The sequence below is a fragment of the Peribacillus tepidiphilus genome (assembly GCF_009466385.1).
GTDB lineage: Bacteria > Bacillota > Bacilli > Bacillales > DSM-1321 > Bacillus_BN > Bacillus_BN tepidiphilus.
Map to the genome: position 1 here is coordinate 280,092 of NZ_WIAQ01000002.1, position 24,937 is coordinate 305,028.

The 24,937-nt window shown below is 36.6% G+C and carries 26 protein-coding genes; 19 read left to right on the top strand and 7 right to left on the bottom strand.

Translation table 11 applies throughout. The features are described from left to right. Nucleotides 1-12 precede the first annotated feature (12 nt). Nucleotides 13-273, bottom strand: a complete 261-nt coding sequence (locus GD441_RS02760; RefSeq protein ID WP_153123434.1) for a DUF2624 family protein — start codon at nucleotides 271-273, stop codon at nucleotides 13-15. Between the two features lie 142 nt (nucleotides 274-415). Here GD441_RS02760 and GD441_RS02765 point away from each other — a divergent pair, with 142 nt between their 5' ends. The 3 genes from GD441_RS02765 to zur are packed head-to-tail and all read left to right on the top strand — an operon-like array spanning nucleotide 416 to nucleotide 2,462. Then, nucleotides 416-1,177: a metal ABC transporter ATP-binding protein gene (locus tag GD441_RS02765; protein WP_420849638.1), complete on the top strand. Its 762-nt coding sequence runs from the start codon at nucleotides 416-418 to the stop codon at nucleotides 1,175-1,177. 17 nt (nucleotides 1,178-1,194) lie between these two features. Beyond that, nucleotides 1,195-2,034 (top strand): metal ABC transporter permease, encoded by an 840-nt coding sequence (locus tag GD441_RS02770; RefSeq protein ID WP_153123438.1) that lies wholly within the window; start codon nucleotides 1,195-1,197, stop codon nucleotides 2,032-2,034. Nucleotides 2,035-2,051: 17 nt separating this feature from the next. Continuing rightward, nucleotides 2,052-2,462 (top strand): zinc uptake transcriptional repressor Zur, encoded by a 411-nt coding sequence (zur, locus tag GD441_RS02775; protein WP_153123440.1) that lies wholly within the window; start codon nucleotides 2,052-2,054, stop codon nucleotides 2,460-2,462. Nucleotides 2,463-2,606: 144 nt separating this feature from the next. Here zur and GD441_RS02780 read toward each other — a convergent pair whose 3' ends face one another. After that, nucleotides 2,607-3,176: a hypothetical protein gene (locus GD441_RS02780; RefSeq protein ID WP_153123442.1), complete on the bottom strand. Its 570-nt coding sequence runs from the start codon at nucleotides 3,174-3,176 to the stop codon at nucleotides 2,607-2,609. Nucleotides 3,177-3,389: 213 nt separating this feature from the next. Between GD441_RS02780 and GD441_RS02785 the strand changes: the two genes are divergently transcribed. Next, the gene (locus GD441_RS02785) at nucleotides 3,390-3,734 is read left to right on the top strand and encodes a hypothetical protein (protein WP_191992082.1); all 345 of its coding nucleotides are present in this window, start codon (nucleotides 3,390-3,392) and stop codon (nucleotides 3,732-3,734) included. Nucleotides 3,735-3,794: 60 nt separating this feature from the next. On the opposite strand, the gene ispG is transcribed toward GD441_RS02785, so the two are convergent. Both ispG and GD441_RS02795 read right to left on the bottom strand, forming a co-directional pair. Further along, entirely contained in the window at nucleotides 3,795-4,904 is a 1,110-nt protein-coding gene (ispG, locus tag GD441_RS02790) for a flavodoxin-dependent (E)-4-hydroxy-3-methylbut-2-enyl-diphosphate synthase (protein WP_191992090.1), read from the bottom strand. A 159-nt stretch (nucleotides 4,905-5,063) separates the two neighbouring features. Continuing rightward, nucleotides 5,064-5,393, bottom strand: coding sequence for a LysM peptidoglycan-binding domain-containing protein (locus GD441_RS02795; protein WP_153123447.1), 330 nt, complete (start codon nucleotides 5,391-5,393; stop codon nucleotides 5,064-5,066). A 167-nt stretch (nucleotides 5,394-5,560) separates the two neighbouring features. On the opposite strand from GD441_RS02795, the gene GD441_RS02800 reads away from it, so the two are divergent. Next, the gene (locus GD441_RS02800) at nucleotides 5,561-7,261 is read left to right on the top strand and encodes a methyl-accepting chemotaxis protein (protein ID WP_153123449.1); all 1,701 of its coding nucleotides are present in this window, start codon (nucleotides 5,561-5,563) and stop codon (nucleotides 7,259-7,261) included. 200 nt (nucleotides 7,262-7,461) lie between these two features. Here GD441_RS02800 and GD441_RS02805 read toward each other — a convergent pair whose 3' ends face one another. Further along, a complete protein-coding gene (locus GD441_RS02805; RefSeq protein WP_153123451.1) occupies nucleotides 7,462-8,241 on the bottom strand; it encodes a DUF1189 domain-containing protein in 780 nt (259 codons plus the stop codon). Between the two features lie 276 nt (nucleotides 8,242-8,517). On the opposite strand from GD441_RS02805, the gene GD441_RS02810 reads away from it, so the two are divergent. The 10 genes from GD441_RS02810 (at nucleotide 8,518) to phoU (ending at nucleotide 19,676) form a co-directional block, all read left to right on the top strand. After that, nucleotides 8,518-10,125 carry a Na/Pi cotransporter family protein gene (locus GD441_RS02810; protein ID WP_420849639.1) on the top strand — a complete coding sequence of 536 codons (1,608 nt, stop codon included), beginning with the start codon at nucleotides 8,518-8,520 and terminating at the stop codon, nucleotides 10,123-10,125. Nucleotides 10,126-10,159: 34 nt separating this feature from the next. After that, the gene (locus GD441_RS02815; protein ID WP_153123455.1) at nucleotides 10,160-10,642 is read left to right on the top strand and encodes a DUF456 domain-containing protein; all 483 of its coding nucleotides are present in this window, start codon (nucleotides 10,160-10,162) and stop codon (nucleotides 10,640-10,642) included. A gap of 139 nt (nucleotides 10,643-10,781) precedes the next feature. Beyond that, the gene (locus GD441_RS02820; protein WP_153123457.1) at nucleotides 10,782-11,390 is read left to right on the top strand and encodes a superoxide dismutase; all 609 of its coding nucleotides are present in this window, start codon (nucleotides 10,782-10,784) and stop codon (nucleotides 11,388-11,390) included. A 140-nt stretch (nucleotides 11,391-11,530) separates the two neighbouring features. Continuing rightward, nucleotides 11,531-12,751 carry an MFS transporter gene (locus tag GD441_RS02825; RefSeq protein WP_153123458.1) on the top strand — a complete coding sequence of 407 codons (1,221 nt, stop codon included), beginning with the start codon at nucleotides 11,531-11,533 and terminating at the stop codon, nucleotides 12,749-12,751. Between the two features lie 114 nt (nucleotides 12,752-12,865). Continuing rightward, nucleotides 12,866-15,034, top strand: a complete 2,169-nt coding sequence (locus GD441_RS02830) for a peptidoglycan D,D-transpeptidase FtsI family protein (RefSeq protein ID WP_153123460.1) — start codon at nucleotides 12,866-12,868, stop codon at nucleotides 15,032-15,034. Nucleotides 15,035-15,263: 229 nt separating this feature from the next. Further along, nucleotides 15,264-16,226, top strand: a complete 963-nt coding sequence (locus GD441_RS02835) for a PstS family phosphate ABC transporter substrate-binding protein (protein WP_153123462.1) — start codon at nucleotides 15,264-15,266, stop codon at nucleotides 16,224-16,226. A gap of 78 nt (nucleotides 16,227-16,304) precedes the next feature. Further along, a complete protein-coding gene (gene pstC, locus GD441_RS02840; protein ID WP_420849637.1) occupies nucleotides 16,305-17,249 on the top strand; it encodes a phosphate ABC transporter permease subunit PstC in 945 nt (314 codons plus the stop codon). A gap of 2 nt (nucleotides 17,250-17,251) precedes the next feature. Continuing rightward, nucleotides 17,252-18,130: a phosphate ABC transporter permease PstA gene (gene pstA, locus GD441_RS02845; RefSeq protein ID WP_153123464.1), complete on the top strand. Its 879-nt coding sequence runs from the start codon at nucleotides 17,252-17,254 to the stop codon at nucleotides 18,128-18,130. 55 nt (nucleotides 18,131-18,185) lie between these two features. Continuing rightward, a complete protein-coding gene (pstB, locus tag GD441_RS02850; RefSeq protein WP_153123465.1) occupies nucleotides 18,186-19,007 on the top strand; it encodes a phosphate ABC transporter ATP-binding protein PstB in 822 nt (273 codons plus the stop codon). A gap of 18 nt (nucleotides 19,008-19,025) precedes the next feature. Further along, nucleotides 19,026-19,676 (top strand): phosphate signaling complex protein PhoU, encoded by a 651-nt coding sequence (gene phoU, locus GD441_RS02855; protein WP_153123467.1) that lies wholly within the window; start codon nucleotides 19,026-19,028, stop codon nucleotides 19,674-19,676. Nucleotides 19,677-19,727: 51 nt separating this feature from the next. On the opposite strand, the gene GD441_RS02860 is transcribed toward phoU, so the two are convergent. After that, nucleotides 19,728-20,258 carry an endolytic transglycosylase MltG gene (locus GD441_RS02860; protein WP_153123469.1) on the bottom strand — a complete coding sequence of 177 codons (531 nt, stop codon included), beginning with the start codon at nucleotides 20,256-20,258 and terminating at the stop codon, nucleotides 19,728-19,730. A 2-nt stretch (nucleotides 20,259-20,260) separates the two neighbouring features. Further along, entirely contained in the window at nucleotides 20,261-20,641 is a 381-nt protein-coding gene (locus GD441_RS02865) for a hypothetical protein (RefSeq protein WP_153123471.1), read from the bottom strand. A 374-nt stretch (nucleotides 20,642-21,015) separates the two neighbouring features. Between GD441_RS02865 and GD441_RS02870 the strand changes: the two genes are divergently transcribed. The 4 genes from GD441_RS02870 (at nucleotide 21,016) to rpmG (ending at nucleotide 24,934) form a co-directional block, all read left to right on the top strand. Next, the gene (locus tag GD441_RS02870) at nucleotides 21,016-21,699 is read left to right on the top strand and encodes a DUF4912 domain-containing protein (RefSeq protein ID WP_191992084.1); all 684 of its coding nucleotides are present in this window, start codon (nucleotides 21,016-21,018) and stop codon (nucleotides 21,697-21,699) included. Between the two features lie 14 nt (nucleotides 21,700-21,713). After that, on the top strand, nucleotides 21,714-24,077 hold the full coding sequence (locus GD441_RS02875; RefSeq protein WP_153123475.1) for a glycosyltransferase: 2,364 nt from the start codon (nucleotides 21,714-21,716) through the stop codon (nucleotides 24,075-24,077). Continuing rightward, nucleotides 24,040-24,666: a hypothetical protein gene (locus GD441_RS02880; protein ID WP_153123477.1), complete on the top strand. Its 627-nt coding sequence runs from the start codon at nucleotides 24,040-24,042 to the stop codon at nucleotides 24,664-24,666. The genes GD441_RS02875 and GD441_RS02880 overlap by 38 nt, the downstream gene beginning before the upstream one ends. Nucleotides 24,667-24,784: 118 nt before the next feature. Continuing rightward, nucleotides 24,785-24,934, top strand: a complete 150-nt coding sequence (rpmG, locus tag GD441_RS02885) for a 50S ribosomal protein L33 (protein ID WP_153123479.1) — start codon at nucleotides 24,785-24,787, stop codon at nucleotides 24,932-24,934. Nucleotides 24,935-24,937 lie beyond the last annotated feature (3 nt).

Below are 24,937 nucleotides of genomic sequence, written 5' to 3' on the forward strand. Positions count from 1 at the left end.
TGGTTTGTAGCATCATCTAATGCCAGTCAACTGTAAGAAAATACTTTCAATTTTATTTGCTGTATCGGTTCCAGCGATTTGGGCAATTTGGGCAACAACTTGCTTTCTTTGCTGTTCTTCAAAAATATTGATGTTTTTTCCAATGAGAACACTGCATATTTGCTCAGCCTGCTTACGGTTTAATTCAATCCCATATTGTCCTGCGATGCTCAATAATTCATCGGCTTGAATTCGATTGATTTTCATGTTAATAATCGTTTCAAATAGTTTCATCGAATCCCTCCCTCTCTTTAACATATGTTAGAGTTGAGTGACCGTGAACCATTCATATAAATAAGATTGAATTCTTTACACGACAACAAAAAAGGAGTATACTACTTTAAGTTAAATCGTAATCATTCTTAAAAATCAGGTGATTCCTTTGAATAAAACCATTATTCAAGTAAAAAATCTTTCTTTTCGATATGAAAAGGATCTTGTACTTGAAAACATTCATTTATCAGTTGAAAAAGGATCCTTTCTCGGGCTAGTTGGCCCCAATGGTTCTGGAAAATCAACGTTATTAAAGCTGCTGTTAGGCTTATTAAAAATTCAACAAGGTGAAATCGAGCTATTTGGTCAAGATATCCGTTCCTTTAAAGAGTGGGATAAAATCGGATATGTTTCACAAAAAGCAAATTCCTTTAATACTGGATTTCCTGCCACAGTTTTTGAAGTAGTAGCAAGTGGTTTAACAAAAAAGATCGGTCTATTTCGCTTTTTGAGAAAACAAGACAAAGAAAAAGTGCTAGAAGCTCTGAATTCAGTAGGAATGGTATCATTTTGGAACCGAAATATCGGTGAGCTTTCAGGAGGACAGCAGCAGCGCGTTTTTATCGCAAGAGCGCTTGTCAGCGATCCAGAACTTCTTATATTGGATGAGCCGACTGTTGGAGTGGATGCACAGAATGTTAAACAATTTTATTCTATGCTTGAGTCCTTAAACAAACAGTTAGGGATTACTCTAATTCTAGTTACGCATGATGTGGGGACAATTTCGGATAAAGTGACACATGTAGCGTGCTTAAACAAGCATTTGCATTTACATGTTCCATCATCTGAATATAATCGACTCAAGGATGATGAGCTATCTTCCTTTTATGGACATGATGTCCATGTTTTAAATCATAATCATTAAAACTCGGGAGGATTCCCATGATTTCAAGTATGTTTGAGTATGAATTTCTGCAAAATGCATTTTTGACTGGCCTAATAATTGGCGCGATCGCCCCTTTACTCGGTGTGTTTGTGGTAGTGAGGAGGCTTTCACTCATTGCTGATGCGTTAAGCCATGTTACCCTTGCAGGTATTGCTTTCAGCTTGCTTTTAGAAAAAAGATTCCTTGCCTTTTCAGGCTTGAACCCATTGTATATGGGGATGACTTTTTCTGTCTTGGGGTCTTTATTTATTGAAAGGCTAAGAAATGTATATAAGCATTACCAAGAATTGGCAATTCCGATTATTTTATCAGGTGGGATTGGAATCGGGGTTATTTTTATTTCTTTAGCTGATGGATTTAACACCGATTTATTCAGTTACTTATTTGGAAGCGTCAGTGCTGTTTCGAGAGGGGATTTATGGGTCATAATTGGTGTTTCTCTTTTCGTAGTAGCAACTATTATATTGTTATATAAAGAGTTATTCCTCTTATCATTTGATGAAGACCATGCAAAGGCATCAGGGATTCCAGCAAAACAAATTCATTTTATCTTTATTATCTTAGTTGCGCTTGTGATCGCTGTTTCTATGAGAATTGTAGGTGTATTGCTTGTTTCTTCATTAATGACGCTCCCGGTGGCTGCGAGTATACGTATTGCTAAAGGATTTAAACAAACGATTTCATTTTCAATCCTATTTGGAGAAATTTCCGTAGTTGGTGGCCTGTTCTTATCTTATTATCTTGATTTGGCACCAGGCGGTACCATTGTTGTCATTGCTGTACTGATTTTAATTTTATCCATCGTGATTAAAAATCTTCGGGTAAAAATGGCGTAAATATGGGGTTGATTAGGATGAATGTTCAAGAAGCAATGGATCTGTTGAAAGAAAAAGGCTATAAGCATACTGGGAAACGTGAAGAAATGCTTCAGCTTTTTTCTTCAAGCAATAAATATTTGACGGCAAAAGAAGTGCTAGAAATCATGAAAGATCATTATCCTGGTTTAAGCTTTGATACAATTTATCGGAACCTTTCCTTGTTTGTAGAGCTCGGAATCTGTGAAGAAACAGAGCTTTCTGGTGAAAGGCATTTTCGGTTTACATGTAGTCACAATCACCATCACCATCATTTTATTTGCTTGGACTGTGGAAAAACAAAAGAAATTGAAACATGTCCAATGCAAAGTCTGGAAGCAGATTTAAAAGGATATGATATTTCCGGTCATAAGTTTGAAATTTACGGAAAGTGCCCAGATTGTTGTTAAAAGAGGGTCTTTCGGATTCGAATTGTGTGTAATGAAAAGGCTGGGTCACACAGCCGAAAAATTACATGCCTATTTCTCTTCGACACGACATAAAAAAGGCGACAGCTAAGTAATTGGTTGTCGCCTTAAATGTTTTTACGGGAATTATTGACTTTTTAGCCAGTGGTCCACCCATTTCTTTGCCTCTTCCCAGGTATTAACACGAATGACTCTCGAAGGAACCGGTTCTTGGTTGTAAGGTGTATTGAATAAAATGACAGGAATATTGCATTCTTCAGAAATAGCAACTGCATTATCGTGTTTGTCTTCAAAAAAAAGATCGATTTGATATTTTTTTGCGGTTGCAACCTTATCATGTGAACCGATCAGCTCTATATGGTGATATTTCAACTCGTTCTCATGAAACCATTCTTTTGTTAACTGAGTAAGATTCTTTCTTCTCGCACTAATGAAATAAAGGTCTGCAATGTCCATCCACGTATTAATTGTTTCTTTTGCTCCTTCAGATATTGGGGATTCTTTATAGATCAGAGGTTCATTTTCTTCAAACCAGCTTCGAAATTCATCTTCGCTAACATTAACAAAAGGTGTCAATTCGTATTGAGTAATATCGTTTAATGTCAAATTTAAAGCAAATGACTTATTTATGTAAGGAATCAGCGTGTCTGGCCTAGTAATAGTGCCATCTATATCTATACCAAAGCGTTTTTTCATGTCTGTTGTCTCCTAAATCTATTCTATTCTTTAGTTTAACACATTTCATCCACTTTTAGCTGTATAAAACAAGGAACTTAGCAAGGATAATAGAACTCTTAGTGATCCTTGGAATACGGTTTGGTTACCATTCTATACATTCATTGGCAGGTAGTTTTTTTATTTAATGACAAACAATAAGAATGCACCTGAAAAGAAAGCGAGGGATTTGTATTGGACAAGAATGAACGTAAATTGAATCAAGATGAGTCTGAAATTTACGAACGTGACCGATATAGAGAAGAAACCTCTGCAGAATTAGCTGCCCCTACCGTTTTCGGCAGGGATCAAGAGATGGTTACAGCTCGGGATGAAATGACTGCTGGTCGAGGATTCGGCTATGCAGCCCTTATTTTATCCATCCTTTCCCTATTTGTATGGCCAATCCTGTTTGGTGCAGCAGGAATTGTTCTCGGCTTTATAGCACAAAGACGAGGAGCCGTCAGTTTAGGTGCTTGGGCAATCGGAATCGGAGCTTTTTCCATTATCATCGGGATTTTCATACTTCCCTTCTTTTGATGCAAAAAAGAGGCCGGTCCCAAAAGGTGCTTTTTTACACCTTTTGAGAGCCGGCCCCTTTCATTCATTGACTAGGGTCGCATTTTTTTCAGCTTCTTGTTTGGCAAAATATTCAGCTGCAATGGCGTCGATTTCTTTTTTCAGTTCTTCAACCATCGTCTCTTCTGGAACTTTTCGGACAATCTCCCCTTTTCTAAAAAGAAGCCCTTCTCCTCTTGCTCCAGCGATACCAATATCAGCTTCTCTAGCCTCTCCAGGACCATTAACGGCACATCCTAAAACGGCAACTTTAATTGGAGCTTTAATTTTTTGAATATATTCTTCTACTTCGTTTGCGATCGAAATTAAATCGATTTCAATTCTTCCACAGGTTGGGCACGAAATTAAAGTAGCAGCATTTGATAATAACCCGAAGGATTTTAATAGTTCTCTTGCAACCTTTACTTCTTCTACCGGATCTGCGCTTAAAGAAACTCTAAGAGTGTTTCCAATTCCTTTACTTAAAATCGCTCCTAATCCAGCAGCACTTTTGACAGTCCCTGCAAATAAAGTGCCGGATTCAGTAATACCTAAGTGAAGAGGATAATCAAATGCTCTGGCCGCCTTTTCGTATGCTTCGATTGCCAAATTTACATCAGAAGCTTTCATCGAAACGATGATGTCATGGAAATCAAGGTCTTCAAGAATTTTAATATGATGAAGCGCACTTTCTACCATGCCATCTGCAGTTGGATAGCCATATTTCTCTAATATTCTTTTCTCAAGGGATCCGGCGTTAACTCCGATTCGGATTGGAATCCCACGTGCCTTGGCTGCATTGACAACAGCTTCTACCTTTTCACGTCGTCCAATATTTCCTGGATTAATACGGATTTTATCCGCGCCACCTTCAATCGCCTTTAATGCAAGCTTATAATCAAAATGAATATCAACGACTAATGGGATGTTTATTCGCTTTTTTATTTCTGAAATAGCGTTTGCTGCTCTTTCATCCGGGCATGCTACGCGTACAATTTGGCAGCCTGCCTCTTCCAATCGCTTGATTTCTGCTACAGTTGCTTCCACATCATGCGTTTTTGTAGTGGTCATACTTTGTATGATGACTTGATTGCTTCCACCAATCGTTAAATTTCCGACCTTAACAGGTCTTGTCTTAGTACGATGTATAATCTCACCCAAGTGATATTCTCTCCTTTAGAAAGATAAGTGTTTCACTTCTGTTTGTAGTGAATGTATTACATATATGATACGAAAATATTGTATCAGTCTTTAGGGAGAGATGACAAGAAATAGGATGTATTTTCTATATTAAGCCTCTTCCTAAAGAATTTATTTTTTATAAACGGGAATTTTATAGGTTTTACCAATTTGTAAAGAGTCTGGCTTTACTCCTTCATTTAATTTTTGAAAGTCTTCAAGAATCTGATCAATTGGTGCACGGAGTTTCCCTTCTTTTCTTTCGAGAATACTTAGTAACGTGTCCCCAGCTTTTATTTTTACCTCAATATAGGGGATTATATCCTCTTTATTGCTTTCTGCTGATGCTTCCATTACAGGTTGAATGGTTGGTTTAATGGCAGGAAGAGTGCCTACCGAAAGATCATAATATACGACGTAAACCATAAGGCAGAAAGCGAAAAACGTCAGAAGTTTTTTCATCAGCAACTCCTCCTTTTCTTAATTCAAATATATGAACCATTAAAAGAAGGTATGACAAAAATTCGGCAGTTTGTTTAAATTTTCCGTTTCTTATAAAAAAATTACTTTCTTTTTACATAGGCTTAACAATCAACCACCATAATGTAGAAAGAAAGAGGTGTTAGGGAATGGGACATATAAAAATTAGGACCAACCTACGTGAAAAAACATGGAATATTAGCTTAAGAAATAGACTTTTAATTTTAGTGATCGTATTTTTTGTTGTTTTAGCTGGCAGTATTAGTTATATTTCATTCATCAAATCTAAAGAGACGGCACTTATGCTAATGGAACAAAGGCTAGAGAGAGAAGTAGCTTTATTTTATGAAATGGCTCAAAATACGATGATGCTGCACGTTGGAAATGAGATAAAGTTTCAAAAGCAAATTCATTCGATTGTACAGAGCCAGGAAGCAGAAATGCTACAGGATCATTTACATGGAACCTTTTTTCTCGTGAAAGGCAATGAAGCCGTTAAATTTCGGGTGAGTGAAAAGGCTAAGCTTGATATACCAAAGAGTCTTATAAAAGAAATCCGGGAAAAACAAAAGGGGATCATTCATACTGAACTTAACGGGGTTCCTTATACATTGGCGTTCCAAAATATTCAGGAGGTAAAGGGGATCTATTTGATCGCACTTCCACAAACCGATTACTTACAGCCAATTAGCGAAATGTCACGATACATAATAGGGGTAGGGTTAATAAGTATTTTCATCACATCCCTTATCATCATCTTATTAATTAATCATTTAACAAGGCCGTTAACACAGTTACGTGAAACAATGAGACAGGTAAGAGAAGGAAAGCTTAACGTTGAGTCTAATATTAAAGCGAACACGCCGGAAGTTGCTTCATTAATTAGAAGTTTTCAATCTTTAATTCAAGGCATGGGTTCTTTACTCGAACAAATAAGCACAACAACAAATGAGCTTCATAAAACAGGAGAAAATTTACAAAGCTCTTCGGGTAAAGTGTTAAAAAGGAATGAAGAAATGTTAGAGGGAATTTCTATTTTGAAGCATGCTGCTCAAGAGACAGCTTCAAGCTCTGAACAAAGCGTCATTACTTTTCAGAATATGAAAGAAAGCATATTGCAGATATTCGATCAAATGAACTTCATTTTCGAAAAAGCTTTAGATATGAATCGTTCTTCTCAAGATGGAAATAACAGAATGTCCCTTATGATGGAGAGAATGGAAACATATGAAACAGAGATGAAGAGGATGCAGGAAATTATTATGGATATAAAAAATCATTCCGGTTCCATCTCCTCTATCGTGCAGCTTATTAGCAGCATATCTGAACAAACAAAACTCCTTGCATTAAATGCTACCATTGAAGCTGCTCGAGCGGGAGAAGCAGGGAAGGGCTTTAGCGTGGTTGCAGAAGAAGTTAGGAAGTTAGCAGATCAATCATCTTCTGCGGCAGAAGAGATAGCTGGTACGATCCTTCAAATGGAGAATATCTCATTTCATGCAGCAGATGAATTTGAAAAAATGTCTGATTCTATGAAAGAAAATATGGGGGCAGCTAAACAAAGTAAAGAATCCTTAACCACTTTAACTGACCATGTGAATCAAGTGTGTGACATGTTGAGGATGATACAAACCAAGTTGAATGGATTACACGATAGCCTGCCGGAAATGGAGGATGCAGCAGAGAAATATGTTTCTCTCTCACAACAAATGAGTGCCAGTGCTGAACAAATTATGCTACATTCTGTGGAACATTTTGAAGAAGTAAAAAAATCACATGTCATAGGTGTAAAATTAAACGAACTGTCAGCAAGACTGACTAAGCAAACACAAAAATTCGAATTAAGGTAAGCAAAATCCCGCATGATTTATGCGGGATTCAGACTGTTGACAAACGCTCGCATTCTTCGTCACGAACCCTCCTCCGGTGCTCATTACCGTCTATGGTAACTCCGCTCCTCGCACGGGTTCGTTCCTCGACTGACAAGCGTTTTCAATCAGTCTGAAAGTGCATGAAATATACTTTGTCTACACTCTAAATCCAGCATGATTTATGCGGGATTTTTTTTAGGTTTTGGAATTTCTTTAATGGCTAAATAAAGCATAACGATGGTAACAAACCAATGAATAAAAATGCCGCCAACAACGCTTGTATTGAATAATGCCATAATGGTAAAGAAGACTGTCGGAAGTGTGACACTGTAGGAGGTAAGTCTCCATACATGTCGGTACGAAATATTTCGTTTTAAGCTGTTATTCACCAATAATCCGATTACAGCCAGAATTGAAATTTCAATAAACTTCATGCCTGCTGAAAAAATGTAGGTAACAACCCCTAAAATAGGAAGAAAAATGACTAGCATATTATCGATATCATGTAAAAAGGAGCTTAAATCACTTTTAGATATCTCAATTCCTTCCAGCATAGAATATGGATAGGTTTGTAGGGTTCCGCCACCCACAAAAGCAAATTCATGATGGAGGATCGCAAAGCCATTATTGGTTCGTTTTCCAAAGTCCTCTGATGTCACATTACCCGAATCATCCATGATAAACAAAAAACCGTTCTTCGACTTTTCGATGGGCTTTTCAGCATCCATAAATAGCTTCCCGTCTTTAATTTCAAAGTTCGGAAAGTCCTCATTTAAGGTTGTAATGGATGTATCAATCCCTTTTATTATGGCGCTACTTAAATAAAGGAACGACGGTAACATAGAAATCAAAGTGATGAAAAAAACAAAAAGAATGGTTTTTCCAATCCCTTGAAACCGGAATTTGGAAATGTCTTTCGGTGAATAAAGACTCACAATTAGTTGCTTGAAAATATTCATGTTTATAACCCTCGTATTATGTAAAGTTTTCGTGTTCATTTTATCTTTCCAAATCTCATAATACAACCCATTTTAAAAAAGATCATGGGGATTGTAACACTTGTAACATTTGTAATGGTAATGTAATATTAAGAAGCTTTGTAAAGCTATTGTAAAATCTAATCAAGAATTCTTTACATAAAAAAATAGATTTGTTCATAATGGTAGGGGGTTAGAATAGCGCGTTTTTTGAAAAAATTGAGGGGTTGAAGTATAGTGGAATTGTACATTCAAGAAATGCCATTCCAATTTTTAGGCGGACTCGGAATATTTCTTTTTGGAATAAAATATATGGGTGATGGTTTACAAAAATCAGCAGGGGATAAGCTGAGAGTAATATTAGATCGCTTTACAACCAACCCCTTTTTGGGAGTACTGGCTGGAATCTTTTTAACGATTTTACTTCAAACAAGTTCAGGTACGGTTGTCATTACCGTCGGGTTAGTAAGTGCTGGTTTTCTTACACTGAAACAAGCAATCGGTATTATTATGGGAGCTAATATCGGTACAACTGTCACAGCTTTTATCATCGGGATAAAAATTGCAGACTATTCTTTGCCAATTATTGCATTAGGTGCAATTCTTTTATTCTTCTTCAAGAATAAAAAGATTCAAACTATCGGACAAATTATGTTTGGGTTTGGTGCGTTATTTTTTGGCTTAGAGTTAATGGGTGACGGCATGAAGCCGCTTCGTTCATTCGAGACGTTCCATGAACTGACTGTTAACATGAGTTTAAGTCCCCTTTTAGGCGTTATCATCGGAACGCTTTTTACGTTCATTGTTCAAAGTTCAACTGCAACAATAGGGATCTTGCAGGAATTACACGGACAAGGTCTTATTCATTTAGAAGCCGCTCTTCCAGTCCTCTTTGGTGATAACATGGGCACTACAATAACGGTTGTTTTGGCCTCAATTGGTGCTTCTGTAGCAGCAAGACGGGTAGCAACAACACATGTCTTGTTTAATTTGATTGGTACACTTATTTTTTTATTAATCCTACCAGTTTTTATACATTATATAGAATTCTTACGAGATCGACTTCATTTAAATGAAGAAATGACGATTGCTATAGCCCATGGGGTTTTCAATACGACCAATACAATCATTCAAATTCCTTTTATTACTTGGTTGTCTTATATTGCTACAAGGCTCATTACTGGCGAGGAATCTTTGGTCGAATATAAATCAAAGTTTCTTGATCCAGTTTTTATTGAACAATTTCCTTCCATTGCAATTGGACAAGCAAAGGAAGAAGTGGTTCGCATGGGGAAATTTGCAATAAAAGGGTTAGAAGAATCGAGAAATTATTTAAAAACTAAGCAGCTAAAACATGGAGAAGCGGCTTATCAAATCGAAGATGCTATTAATAATCTCGACCGAAAAATCACTGATTATTTGGTTACCCTTTCTTCCAATTCTTTATCTACTGCAGAATCTGAACATCATTCTGTACTGATGGATATGGTGAGGGATATCGAAAGAATTGGCGATCATTTTGAAAATATAGTAGAGCTTGTAGATTATCAGCTTTCCAATAAGGTGAAAATGACAGATTTAGCTATGGAAGATCTTGAAGAAATGTTCACATTAACCATTTCTACAGTCAATCAAGCTTTGAATGCTCTTGACCATCATGATGTATCTCTTGCAAAACAAGTGGTAGAGAAAGAAGAAGAAATCGACAGAATGGAGCGCTCATTAAGAAAGAAACATATTCTTCGTTTAAGTGAGGGTCAATGCAGTGCACAGGCAGGAATTGTTTTTGTCGATATCATCAGTAACCTTGAAAGAATCGGTGACCATGCAGTGAATATTGCCGAAGCTGTCATCGGAGAGAAATAAATAAGAATAGCGGAAAGAAAGGGTGCTTTTTAAATTGACAACTGTTTATTGGATCATCATAGCCATTATGTTCATTATTGGATTTGTTGGATTAATGTATCCTGTGATCCCAAGCATATTATTTATTTTGGGCGGAATATTACTTTATGGAGTATTCTTTTCTTTCGAACCTTTTTCCTGGGTTTTTTGGACGATTCAGGTGCTTCTTGTTGTGCTCCTATTTCTCGCAGACTATGTGGCAAATATGATAGGGGTGAAAAAGTATGGGGGCTCGAAGGCTGGTATTTGGGGAAGTACGATCGGATTAATTGTAGGACCTTTTGTGATTCCTATTTTTGGGATTTTGGTCGGTCCTTTTGTTGGAGCTATATTGGCTGAGCTGATTTTTAAGAAAAAGGATTTTATATCTGCGTTAAAAATTGGAATGGGTTCAGTCATTGGTTTTATTAGCAGCGTCTTGACAAAGAGTATAATCCAAGCTTTCATGGTAGGTTATTTTCTTTTGACTGTATTGTAATGAATCATGGAAAAATTCATATAATAAAGAAGCAAATTATTTGAATCTATTAGTAAACTTTGCTAATCTTTAACTAGAGGCTAAACACCACAGTTGTGTTGTTAAGTCATTCAAATTCTCTACATAGGAGGAGTTAACAATGGCATTTGAATTACCAAAATTACCTTATGAGTATGATGCACTTGAACCACATATTGACAAAGAAACGATGAACATTCATCATACGAAACACCATAACACATATGTAACAAATTTAAACAACGCATTACAAGGTCACGATGATCTATTAAGCAAATCTGTAGAAGAAGTGATCTCTAATTTAGATGCAGTTCCTGAAGCGGTACGCACTGCTGTACGTAATAATGGTGGCGGTCATGCCAACCACACTTTATTCTGGCAAATTCTTTCTCCAAATGGTGGTGGGGAACCATCAGGTGAGTTAGCAGAAGCGATTAACGCTAAATTTGGCAGCTTTGAAATCTTTAAAGAAGAATTTACAAAAGCAGCAACTACTCGTTTTGGATCCGGTTGGGCATGGTTAGTTGTAAACAACGGTGAACTTGAAGTAACAAGCACTCCTAACCAAGATTCTCCTTTAATGGAAGGAAAAACTCCAATTTTAGGATTAGACGTTTGGGAGCATGCTTACTACTTAAAATACCAAAACCGTCGTCCTGACTACATCAATTCCTTCTGGAACGTTGTAAACTGGGATGAGGTTGCAAAACGCTATAAAGAAGCAAAATAGTATTTATTAAAAAGGTCCTTTCAAAAAGAAGGGCCTTTTTGTTTTATTATGAAAAAATACAGAATGTTCAAACATACAATTTCTTCGCATAGTTACTTTCCAAAAATCAAAAGCTAAACGTAATCAAAGGAGAGTAGAAAATGCGAGTAAAAAAGTTGATAGGAGAAGTGGAGCTTACAAAAGATTTAATTCTTTTGTTATGCATCGGCGGATTATATAGCTTAAGCGTGGCTCTTTCCAATACATTCGTGAATGTATATTTATGGAAGCAGTCAGGGAAATTTGTAGATTTGGGTATTTACAATTTATCCATTGTCGTTTTTCAGCTCTTTACGTTTATATTGGCTGGAAGAATAGCCAAAAAGGTAGATCGAATCGTTGTTTTGAGGCTTGGTGTCATTTTTTTGACAACTTATTATTTAACGGTCCTTCTTGTAGGTACAAAAGCTACTGATTTTCTTATTCTATTAGGAGCTTTACTAGGAATCGGTTACGGTTTTTATTGGCTAGCGTATAATGTTTTAACTTTTGAAGTGACCGAGCCGGAAACAAGAGATTTTTTCAATGGCTTTCTTGGTATTATGAATTCTTTAGGAGGAATGATTGGTCCTTTTGTTGCTGGATGGATCATTAGTAGATTGGACAAATTCACAGGATATTTTATCGTTTTTGGCATTTCGCTTTTTTTATTTGCGATTGCAGTAATCCTAAGCTTCTCTTTAAAGAGAAGACCAGCTCATGGACGGTATGTATTTATGGAGGTTTACCGTGAAAGAAATAATAATGCCAATTGGCGCTTAATAACAAATGCTCATTTTTTTCAAGGACTTAGAGAAGGTACTTTTGTTTTCATCATTTCAGTATTTGTGTATATTACAACAGGTAGTGAATTGGCTCTTGGCACATTTGGTCTCATTAATTCAGGCGTGTCCTTTTTAGTGTATTATATCGCGTCCCGATTAATTAAAAATCAATATAGAAAGAAAGCTATTTTGATTGGTGGGGTAGGATTATATTTGTCTATTTTATTGATTGTTTTTAACTTATCTTATGTAAAGCTCCTTCTTTATGCTGCTTCAATTGCAGTATTCTATCCGTTGCTTCTTGTCCCCTATATTTCGTTAACCTATGATGTCATTGGACGTTCAAAAAATGCAGGAGAAATGCGGGTTGAGTATATCGTAATCAGGGAGCTATTTTTAAATTTGGGAAGGGCTGTTTCCATTATCGTTTTTCTCGTTGCCATTTCCTTCTTTCATGAGGAAAAAATTATTCCAATCCTATTGCTAATCCTTGGAGCTGGTCACACCTGTATCTATTTCTTTATAAGAAAAATGAATCTTCAATTTCAAACTTCATAAGGATTTTAATCATTCTAAACAAAAAGTTAACTATGTGAAAAGGTAGAAAAAGAAAGCATCTTTATATAAAATAGTAAGGAAGCATTTTATTAATATAAGGATGTGAAGGTTGCGTTGAAAAAAAATAAGAAAAAGAAGACGCATGTGCCCTTTCGCTTAAATTTGTTATTTTTTGTGGTATTTGTGCTGTTTTCCGTCCTAATTTTACGTTTAGGAGTTGTGCAAATTGTTTATGGGGATGATTACCGAAGGGAAATCGAGAGGACTGAGGATGTTACAGTAAACAATCCAGTGCCTCGCGGGAAAATATTTGATCGTCATCACAAGGTGATTGTAGACAATAAACCCCTTGATAGCATTACCTATACGAGATATCAAGGAACAAAAACAGATGAAATGCTTGAAACAGCTGAAAAATTGGCTAAGCTGATCGATAAAAAACCAGATAAAGTGACAGAACGTGATATGAAGGATTTCTGGATCCTGAAAAATAAGGAAAGAGCAGAAAAAAAGATTACGGAAAAAGAAAGGAAAATGCTTGAGAACGAGGAAATCACCGATAAGGAGCTATATAAACGTCAGCTTGAAAGAATTACCGAAGAGGAATTAAAGGAACTGACACCTGAAGACATGGAAGTATTGGCTATTTTCCGAGAATTCAACAGTGGATATGCTCTTACCCCGCAGATTGTAAAAAATAAAGATGTGACAAAGGAAGAGTTTGCGGTTGTCAGTGAGAATCTCGAGTCTTTACCAGGTGTTGATATTACGACCGACTGGGAAAGAACCTATGCTTTTGAAAATACTTTAAAAAGTGTACTTGGAAATGTGTCTTCTTCCGATGAAGGTCTTCCAAGTGAGCAGTTGGATTATTATCTTTCCAGGGATTACAGCCGTAACGACCGTGTCGGAAAAAGTTATATCGAATACGCATATGAAGATGTTCTCCACGGTCAAAAGGCCAAAGTGAAGAATGTGACCGATAAAGCTGGAAATATATTAGAAACAATAGAAGTGACGAAAGGAAAAAGGGGAAAAGATCTCGTTCTGACCATTGATATGGACCTTCAAATAGCGGTTGAAAAAATTATCGAACAAGAGCTATTGGAAAAAAAGGCCAGAGGAAACACTTCCCTTCTTGATCGTGCATTTGTTGTCATGATGGACCCTTATACAGGTGAAATTTTGGCAATGGCAGGTAAGCAGTACGAAAGAGACAAAAAAACCGGAAAAGTGAAATTCAATGATTTTGCTTTAGGAACTTTTACAACCTCTTATTCAATGGGATCCTCTATTAAGGGTGCGACCGTGCTGACAGGATATCAAACAGGCGCGATATCACCAGGAACCATGATTTATGATACCAAGCTTCGCATTAAAGGTACACCTGATAAAGGTTCTTATAAAAACATGGGACTGATTAATGATCTGACAGCACTAAAAAGATCTTCAAACGTATACATGTTCCAGACGGCAATTCGAATTGGAGGAGGACACTATGTTCCAGGCCAGTCACTGCGCCTTAATCCTAAAGCCTATGATATAATGAGGAATTATTATAGTCAGTTTGGACTAGGTGTACGAACAGGTATTGATTTACCAAATGAAATGGCTGGATTTAAAGGATCGGAGAGAGGTCCTGGTAAGCTACTTGACTTATCAATTGGACAGTATGATACGTACACACCGATGCAATTAGCACAATATGTTTCTACTATTGCAAATGGTGGTTATAGAATAAAGCCACATATTGTAAAAGAAATAAGAGAACCAATTGACGATAACAAACAACTAGGACCTGTAATAAAAGAAATTCCTCCTGTCGTTTTAAATCGACTTGATATGAAACCAGAATGGATTAAACGGGTACAGGAAGGGTTTAGACAGGTTATGCAGGAGTCTGGTGGAACAGCTGCAGCTAAATTTAGAAATGCTCCTTATAAACCAGCTGGGAAAACCGGAACTGCCCAAGCATTTTACGATGGTCCGTTAAGAAAGAAATTTGATCATCCTGTTGAAACGATGAACCTAACTCTGGTTGGCTATGCACCATATAACAATCCTGAAGTTGCTTTTTCTGTTGTCGTCCCTTGGGCTTACCAAGGTAGACACAACGGTCATATCATGAATCAAGACATTGGAAGAAAAATATTGGATGCTTACTTTGAATTGAAAAAGAAACGACAAAATGAAAATTTAGATCAAAATAAAACAACCGATCCCGTTGAAAACCAGAATGTATTGGATCAAAATACAGAGGAAACAACTACTGAAAATGAATAATTCACCCGCAAAAAAACCGTCTCATCACGTGAGACGGTTTTTTTGAGTTTAGAGAAGATTGTTCGTACATTTCAAACAAGTTATTTGTAATCATTCTAGGGTTTCTCATTTACACAATTCTAATCCTAATTTACATAGCCTTTACAATACATTTAAACCTGATTAATGGTTATCTTATAAAGTATAACTTGTAAGACAAAACTACTTAATTTCGTAGGGGGATTAATGAATGAAAAGTTTTAAGTACTTGGCACTAGCAGCAATGATGAGTGGAGTGCTGGCATTTACTGCAGCTTGTGGAACTGACAGTGCCAAAAAAGAAGAGCAAACTGAAGCAGCAGACAAGCAGCTTCAAGGTGACATTGCCATTGACGGTTCTTCAACAGTGTATCCAATTATGGAAGCTATCTCAGAAGAATATATGTTAGAACAACCAGAAGTTAAAGTGTCTGTTGGATTTTCTGGAACAGGTGGCGGATTTAAGAAATTCATCGCCGGTGAAACGGACATGAGTAACGCTTCTCGCCCTATTAAAGACGAAGAAAAAGCTGAACTAGAGAAAAACGGAATTGATTATACAGAATTTAAGCTTGCATACGATGGTCTTTCCATTGTTGTAAACAAAGATAATGATTGGGTGGATCATTTAACAGTAGACGAGCTTAAGAAAATGTGGGTAGATACAGGAAAACCAAAAATGTGGTCTGATATCCGTCCAGAATGGCCAAAAGAAGAAATTAAGTTCTATTCTCCTGGAACAGATTCTGGTACGTACGATTACTTCAACGAAGTGATTCTTGAAGAACAACCAATTGTATCTAATGCTACTCTTTCTGAAGATGACAATGTTTTGGTTCAAGGTGTAACAGGTGACAAGAATGCAATCGGATTCTTCGGATATGCATACTATGAAGAAAACAAAGATAAGCTAAAAGTTGTTCCGATTGATGGTGGAGAAGGTCCGGTTGAACCAACCAATGAAACCATTGAAAGCGGAAAATATGCTCCATTATCTCGTCCACTCTTCACTTATGTAGCAAACAAATCTGTGGCTGAAAAAGAACAAGTGGCTGATTTTATGACATTCGTTCTTGAAAATGCCGGTGCACTAGCTGAAGAGGTTGGTTACGTAAAACTTCCTGATGAAGAATACAATAAAGCTCTAGAAACTCTTGAAGGTTTGAAAAAATAATTGGCTGTTGATGGTTGGGTGGGAAGCAATGATTGCTTCTCGCCTTGCCATGCTTGGAAATGGAAAGGGGTTATCATTTTGGCACTTGGAAAGGCAGAAAACATTTCTGTGCAAAAATTAATTGAAGAGAAGAAACAAAAGCGTTCGGGGTTTACTTTTGAAAAAATTATTCCTTCTTTGTTATTGCTTACTGCAATTATTTCCGTTTTAACCACAATAGGAATTCTATTTACATTAATCTTTGAAACCTTTGAGTTTTTTACTCGTGTTTCAGTGAAAGAATTTTTCACTGCTGAAAAATGGTATCCATTTTCAACAACGAATGCATCCTACGGTATATTGCCATTAATATCCGGAACATTGAAGGTTACGTTTATTGCATCATTGGTAGCTGTACCGATTGGTCTTGCTTCCGCCATATTTTTGAGTGAGTATGCATCTGATAAAACAAGAAGAATTATTAAACCGATATTAGAGGTTTTAGCTGGTATTCCAACTATTGTATACGGTTTTTTCGCTTTAACTTTTGTCACTCCAGTTTTAAGAGAGATGATTCCGTCATTAGAAATCTTCAATGCCTTAAGTCCAGGTATTGTCGTCGGAATTATGATCACACCAATGATCGCTTCTCTATCTGAGGATGCGATGTCTTCCGTTCCGAATTCGATTCGTGAAGGCGCATTTGCATTGGGAGCTACAAAACTTGAAACCACCTTTAAGGTCATATTGCCTGCAGCGGTTTCAGGGATCATGGCATCGATCGTTTTAGCTCTGTCACGTGCGATTGGGGAGACAATGATTGTTACAGTTGCAGGTGGTTCAACACCAAATTTAAGCTGGGATGTCACTTCATCCATTCAAACGATGACGGCTTATATTGTTCAAGTAAGCACGGGTGACGCTGGGTATGGAACAACCGTTTATTACAGTATATATGCTGTCGGTATGACGTTATTCGTATTTACGCTTGGAATGAACTTACTTGCACAATTCATCTCTCGTAAATTTAGGGAGGAATATTAACGATGAGACTTATTGATGAAAAAAAAATCATTGGGAATATGTCGGGGCGTTTGCTTCGAAACAATGTGTTTAAAATTTTATTTTTCGGTTCGACCCTTTTTGGATTATTGATACTAGCCATTCTACTATATCGGATATTCACTCAAGGACTTGGACATTTAGATTTAGAATTCTTTCAAAACTTTGCTTCAAGAAGACCGGAGCAAGCAGGGATTAAAGCTGCTTTAATCGGTTCGATTTGGTTAATGGCTGTTGTGGCGCCTATTTCATTGATTCTTGGTGTGGGTACGGCTGTTTATCTAGAAGAATACGCCAAGAAGAACAGATTTACGAACTTTATACAGCTGAACATTTCGAACTTAGCTGGTGTCCCTTCTATTGTTTTCGGATTATTGGGATTAACGATCTTTGTTCGTGCCCTTGCCCTGGACCGTTCTGTTCTTGCAGCTGGACTAACCATGAGTCTTTTAGTACTACCGGTCATTATTGTAGCAGCACAAGAAGCGATTCGTTCCGTTCCAAAGGAATTAAGAGAGGCATCCTATGGCATGGGTGCAACAAAATGGCAAACCATCGTAAAAGTCGTACTTCCAGCTGCTATTCCAGGAATTCTCACTGGAGGCATCTTAGCTCTGTCACGTGCAATTGGTGAAACAGCTCCACTTGTTGTGGTAGGTATTCCGATGTTCATTGCTTTCTTACCGAAGACAGTGTTTGACACATTTACAGTTCTTCCAATGCAAATCTATAACTGGACATCAAGACCACAAGAAGAATTCCATAATGTTGCGGCATCTGGAATTATCGTTTTACTCGGACTTCTCATTATTATGAACTCAATTGCTGTATTGATCAGAAATAAATATCAGAAGAGATATTAAATGGGGTTAGTCTTTATTTCCATTTCTGTATTAGGATGAAGGAGGCTATTCAAACATGAATGCTACATTAGAAAACAAGACAAATCTTGTAACGAATCATTTTAATCAAACAAATAACAAAAAAGAGATCGTTTATGAAACGTCTCAGCTAAATCTCTGGTACGGAGAAAATCATGCTTTAAAGAACATTAATTTAGATATTTATGAAAATGAAGTAACGGCGATCATAGGACCATCTGGATGTGGAAAATCCACTTATATTAAGACCTTAAACAGAATGATTGAGCTTGTCCCTGGTGTAAAGACTTCTGGTGAGATCAAATATAGAGGACGAAATATTTTAGATCGTTCCTATAAAGTAGAAGAATTAAGAACAAAAGTAGGGATGGTATTCCAAAAACCAAATCCTTTCCCAAAATCCATTTATGAAAATGTTGTTTATGGACCGAAAATTCATGGGATCCGAGATAAAAAGATTTTAGATGAAATCGTTGAAAGAAGCTTAAAAGGGGCTGCGCTTTGGGATGAAGTAAAAGACCGTCTTCATCAAAATGCATACGGATTATCCGGAGGTCAGCAGCAGCGCTTGTGTATTGCACGCTGTCTAGCTATTGAACCAGATGTCATTTTAATGGATGAACCGACCTCAGCTCTTGATCCAATTTCAACATTAAAAGTGGAAGAGCTTGTTCAAGAATTGAAGAAAAACTTCAGTATTATCATCGTGACCCATAACATGCAGCAGGCTGCAAGGATTTCCGACAAAACTGCGTTTTTCTTAAACGGGGAAATCGTAGAATTTAATGATACAAATATTATTTTCTCCAATCCTGGAGACAAAAGAACAGAAGATTATATTACAGGACGCTTCGGATAATCGGAAAGGGGAATTTGTATGCCTGTTCGTGAAAAATTTGACTTCGAACTAAAAGAGCTTAAGCAAAAATTAATGGATCTTGGCAACTTAGCTACAAAATCATTAAAGCTTTCCTTCGAAGCATTAGAAAAACAAGATATTGACTTAGCATTAAAAATAATTGAGGACGATACAGAAGCAGATATGCTTGAAGAAGAAATTAATGATTTTGCTATTCTCTTAATTGCAAAACAACAGCCGGTTGCTATTGACTTAAGAAGAATTATTGTGGCGATCAAAATTGCTTCTGATATCGAGAGAATGGCTGATTTTGGAGTGAACATTGCGAAGTCAGCCATTAGGATAGGAAAAGAATCGTTTATCACATCCCTCGACCGTTTGAAAAAGATGCATGAACTCACTTTGGAAATGCTAGAACTATCGCTCAGGGCTTTTAATGATGAAGATGTACTGCTAGCCAAAAAAATTGCTGAAATGGATGACGAGGTTGATGCCCTTTATGGAGAAATCATTGTAAATCTCCTCAAGCATTCAAATGATAATCAACAGCAAGTCACACAATTTTCATTCGTGGCTCGATATTTAGAAAGAACTGCAGACCACGCTACAAATGTGGCAGAAAGCATCTATTACCTTGTAAGAGGACGTCATTTTGATTTGAATAATTAAGAAAAGGATAAAACCAAAGGATGGGCCTTTGGTTTTATCCTTTTTTCAGTTTTATTTCGCAATGGTCTTTGCGATTTGCTCAATGCTCATTTCTTTTGTTAATACAAATGATCCGATTTGGATTCTTGTGTTTAAATTGTTTCTGTCCAAGTATTGCATAAACGCTTTATCATCTTTAATAATCCCATTTTTTACAAGAAGGTCTGCGATTGTTTCTGACGTCATACCGGATTTGATGGTTAATGTATAAGAAGGACTGCTAGTTGGTTGATTTTGGTTTTGATTATTGGTCTTTTTCGTTGGATCATTTTGAGAAGAATCTACTTTCGTTTGCTTGCTAGGATCTTCCATGCTCGTTTCTTTATTTATTTGTGTTGACCCTAAATTTTCAGGTGCTTTCTCGGGTTGTTTGATTTTTTGATTGTTTTTTTTCACAACTGTATAGCCTTCCTGCTCAATGACTTGTTTGGCAGTATGAAAGGACAGCCCGTCATCTTTTGCAGACAAAAAATAATAGCCTCCAATAATAGAAGTTGCGAAAATAATCCCTGCCGAAAATCCTTGAATACTTCCTCTATTCATGTTCAGTACCCTTTCACCCTGGAATTTTCAATGATTCCGATGATTTCATCTTTTGATAATGTTGATTGCTTTGCAATTTGGTCGAGTGATAATCCTTGATTGTATAGGGATAAGACTTGGTTTTTTAAAATTTCGTTAACAGGTCTTTTGACAGGTATAGGTTTAATCATGGAAAAATCATCGCTTGTGGACAAATCTCCATCAATGAGCATTTCCTCTTCTAGCACTTTGATTTTCCTTTTTAATTGATAAAGATCCTGCATATATGTAAGGGACAGCTGCTCAAGATCCTCTTCAAGCTTTGAAACCCGGTCCTTCTTAAAGAAAGAAATAATAAGCAATACAATGGAAAAGCATAATAGTCCAATAAAGATAATTTTCACTTTCTCACCTCTAAAACTTGTATCAAAGATGCATCTACTATAAGTCTATCATACACATTTTTTTCGTTTTCTGGGAAAACAAATGAAAAAATATATATTTTTTTACATCATTCTTACAGAAAACAGGATATCATGTTGCTTTCTGTCGTAACCAAAGCGATGAAGAATGTCGAAAAATTGTTAAAGAAAGCAAATTCTAAAACTAGAAAAAATTTTTTTCGGAAGTTTACTATATCCTGTCTGCTTCAGCAGAACTCGACAAATTGCGTTTATTGTGTCAGTAAATGTTCAATGCTACCATAATAATAGAAGAAATGACGAATTATTTAAAAAAATTTGCATATAATGTTAAGTTTGCTTTTGGAGGTGTAACGATGATTGAACAAATTATTAAGTTAAGAGATGAAGGGCTATCATTCCGGAAAATTGCAGCTCAGCTCGATTCAACGGTTGGAAAAGTTCAATACAAATGGAACAAATATATAAAAGAACAAGATGTAGATATTTTAGCGAAGTCTGCAGAAAAAAAGATCAAGCGAAAATCAAAAGCTATTGTTGTTTCTACTGCAAACCTACATGTCAAACCTGAACCATCCTATTCCATGGAAAGTAATATGTTCTTCACACTAATTAATGAAGAAACTGGTTTGCTATATTGGGTGATTTCTGAATTAAGAAAATCCGTGCTAGAAAAATATTATAGTGTTTCCTTTGGACAATTCAAGCCAATAGTAAGGGTATATGACGTAACCCATACGCTTTTTAATGGACATAATGCCCAAATATATTGGGATTTCTATGTCGAAGACAGAAATCATTGGCATGTAAGTGGTTTGAAATCCGGTCGTTCCTACTTAGCTGACTACGGTATGATCTTTGAAAATGGAAGTTTCATTCCTTTGATCCGTTCAAATCCTATTCAAACACCGAGAGATGATTTTTCGGAATGTAACAGATTGTCTCAAGATATCGATGATTGGAAGCTTGGAAAAGGAGAAAAGCCTAATTGGATTGAACACGTAAGTACCTATTCCTATTATCATAGGGGAAGCAATTGAGAGGAGGGAAATGCATGCAGGTTATTTTCATTGCGAATTATTCCTTATATAGATTGAAAAAGCATAAATATATTCAAAATGTTTTTAATACTTTTATTGATTTATTTGAAAAAGTGGATTCACTACCTGTCGGAAAATCCATTTACTTGGCATTGGCTGGTACTACTGTCGAGTTGCTAGCAGACAGAGAGGTACAAGTTAAATTCAAAAATATGGCAATAGAAAGAAAATCTCCCATTATAGAGTCTTGTGGATCTAACCTCATTGAAGTGATCAATCATTTTATATCGAATAAAAAAATCATTCTTGCTGCTACAAGTCTTGCTTATTTTCCTCTTACAATGCACCAGACTTCTTGTGCTGTACATATACAGGTACGTGAGGCACAAAAGCTCTATGAACAACATTTTAAGAAAAGACCGACCTTGTTTATTTTTCCGAAAGGAGCATTCCAGCCAGGATTGGATAAGATCATTTTTCACGCAGGGTACGATAGCACCTTATTAGATCAACATTCCTTTATATACAGTGATCCTCATGCCAACCGGATTGATCAACCCGTATTTTCTCCACATGGAATTGTTTGTGCTCCTGGTATTTATATTTCTTCACCAGCTGAAATAGATCTCCCAGTATCGAAAGACTTTTCTATTATTGCAGATATTTCTCTAGCAAACACCCTCCTTACTTTTGATTTTATTCAACAAATGAGTGACAGAACATTGGGGTGTCAGCTGTCAGAAAACATACATGAAAGACAAACAGTTCATCTAGATTTTTCTTATTGGGGAATTGGGGATAAAAAAAGTCAGTTATTTTCAGAAAAGGAAAGTACATGGATCAAACAAATATGGGATATGGAAAAAGACATTCAGCATTTCCTATCGGATGTGAGTACTGCAAAAAAACCTTCAGAGCTGTCTGACCTCTTTTATGCTATAACAAGAGATTGGGCTCATTTTATACATGAAAAATCTTCAGCAGAAGAGAAAGAAGAATGTTTACACTCTTTTTACATGCGAATTCATGCCTTCAAGCAATGGGGCTCTGTCAATCGAGCAATCCATGAACTTGAAGATTCCTATTTAGACAAGGATCATCGCCTAGTAGACTATTTGCCTGCTGTTACTAGCAGACGAATTGTAGAACCAACAAAGCAAGATTCCAAAATGAAGTTGATTATGCTTACTTGGGAGTATCCTCCTAACATGATTGGAGGTCTTTCAAGACATGTGAATGGACTGGCTACTACACTGGCGTCAAAAGGAAATGAGGTTCACGTAATAACTGCCGGTAAATATGATTTAAAAGAATATGAATTAATGAACGGCGTACACGTCCATCGTGTCCAGCCCTATTATCCATCTGAAGAAGACTTTATCCACTGGGTATCAGGACTTAATCTTCAAATAGTGGAAAAGATCAAGGAAATTACGGAGTATAGCAAGCCTGCTCTTTTACACGCACATGATTGGCTTGTTGCAGCCTCTGCTATTACGGTGAAAGAACATTTTGCTATTCCACTAATTTCAACAATCCATGCAACCGAATCGGGAAGGAATAACGGGATCCATACAGCCATGCACAGGTTCATCCATGGGCAGGAGCAAATGTTGGTTGAGCAATCGGATCACATTATTGTTTGCAGTGAATATATGAAAAATGAAGTGAAGGAACTTTTTTCTTGTGAGGATGGGAAGATTTCTATTATTCCAAATGGTATTTTTCCTGAAGAAATGCTCTTGGAAGATGAAGGGTCACAATTTCAAGAACGGAAAATGATTTTTTCATGGGGAAGAATGGTACCAGAAAAAGGTTTTGATATTTTAATAGGTGCAGCGAAAAAAGTTCACGAAAGCTATAAAGACATATTGTTTTTAGTTGCTGGTAAAGGACCACTTCTAGAAACATACAGACGTAAAGTAGCTGAAGAGGGAATGGAAGAGTATTTTCATTTCATTGGGTTTGTCAATGATAAAACGAGAAATTCTATATTAAAGGAATGTTATACGGCTGTATTCCCAAGTCTTTATGAGCCTTTTGGTGTTGTGGCTTTGGAAGCAATGGTCGCCCAAAAACCTGTAATCGTATCGGAAACGGGTGGATTAAAAGCGATTATACAGCCAGGAATAACCGGAATGCTGTGTAAGCCAGGAGATGCAAGTGATTTAGCACATTCACTGATCTATTTACTATCTAATCCGAAAAAAGCAAGTTCAATGGCTGCAAGCGGGAAAAAGGTTGCTTTGAAATTATTCAGTTGGGAAAGAGTCGCCTTAGAAACAGAACGAATTTTTAATGATCTAAGTTTAAAAGAAAGCATTCAAAGAGGTGAAGCCAATGAACGTACACTCTGCCATCAACCGACAAAATCCTAATCATGAATGGACATGTCATTCTTTAGAACCATTCATAGACGAAAAGTGCACATGGAGAGTTGGAGTGTGGAGCCATTGTTCTTTCACATGGAAGTTCCCTTCTTCCAATAAAAATGAGGATCTTTCTTCTACTTTTTCGGTTTATTCGAATAAAAAAGGCAAAGACCATGAGGAATTGAAGTTTAGGTTATATAATTCAAGTGCTACAAGAAGGTTGTTTAAAGTGATTGTTCAATATAAGCATCAATCAAATGAGAAAAGTCTGGCCTTTTATAGTCCGGCGAAAAATGCAATCCTTCATTATTCACAAAGTGGAGTGGTTATGCTTGGCGGATTATTAAATGGAAAAGGACTAACCCAGTATTGTATAAGAGATTATAATCAAGACCAAAACCAACCAATCTTTCGCTGTATAGAAGAGGGTTTTTTACCAATATCACCTCTTGCAAGCGGTAACCTTTGCAGTGTTTTTACCCTGGAAACAGAGTTAGCGCCTGAAAGCTCGGTAGAAGGGATGATTTGGACGATTGGTGCGGATACAAATGAGAAAATAAACGAAATCGAAGCCAGATTACTTAATATGTTTTAATATAAACAGTGTTTTATATGATGATGACTTCTCTAAAAAAGACTAGCATTTCATAATGAAAAGTGATATTATAGAAAAGTCCTATGTGAAGAAGACATGATGTTTGGAGGGAAATACAATGCGCGTTAATATTACGTTAGCTTGCACAGAGTGCGGAGATCGTAACTATATTTCAACAAAAAATAAACGTAACAATCCAGATCGCTTAGAGCTTAAAAAATACTGCTCTAGAGAAAAACGCACGACTTTACATCGTGAAACAAAGTAAACA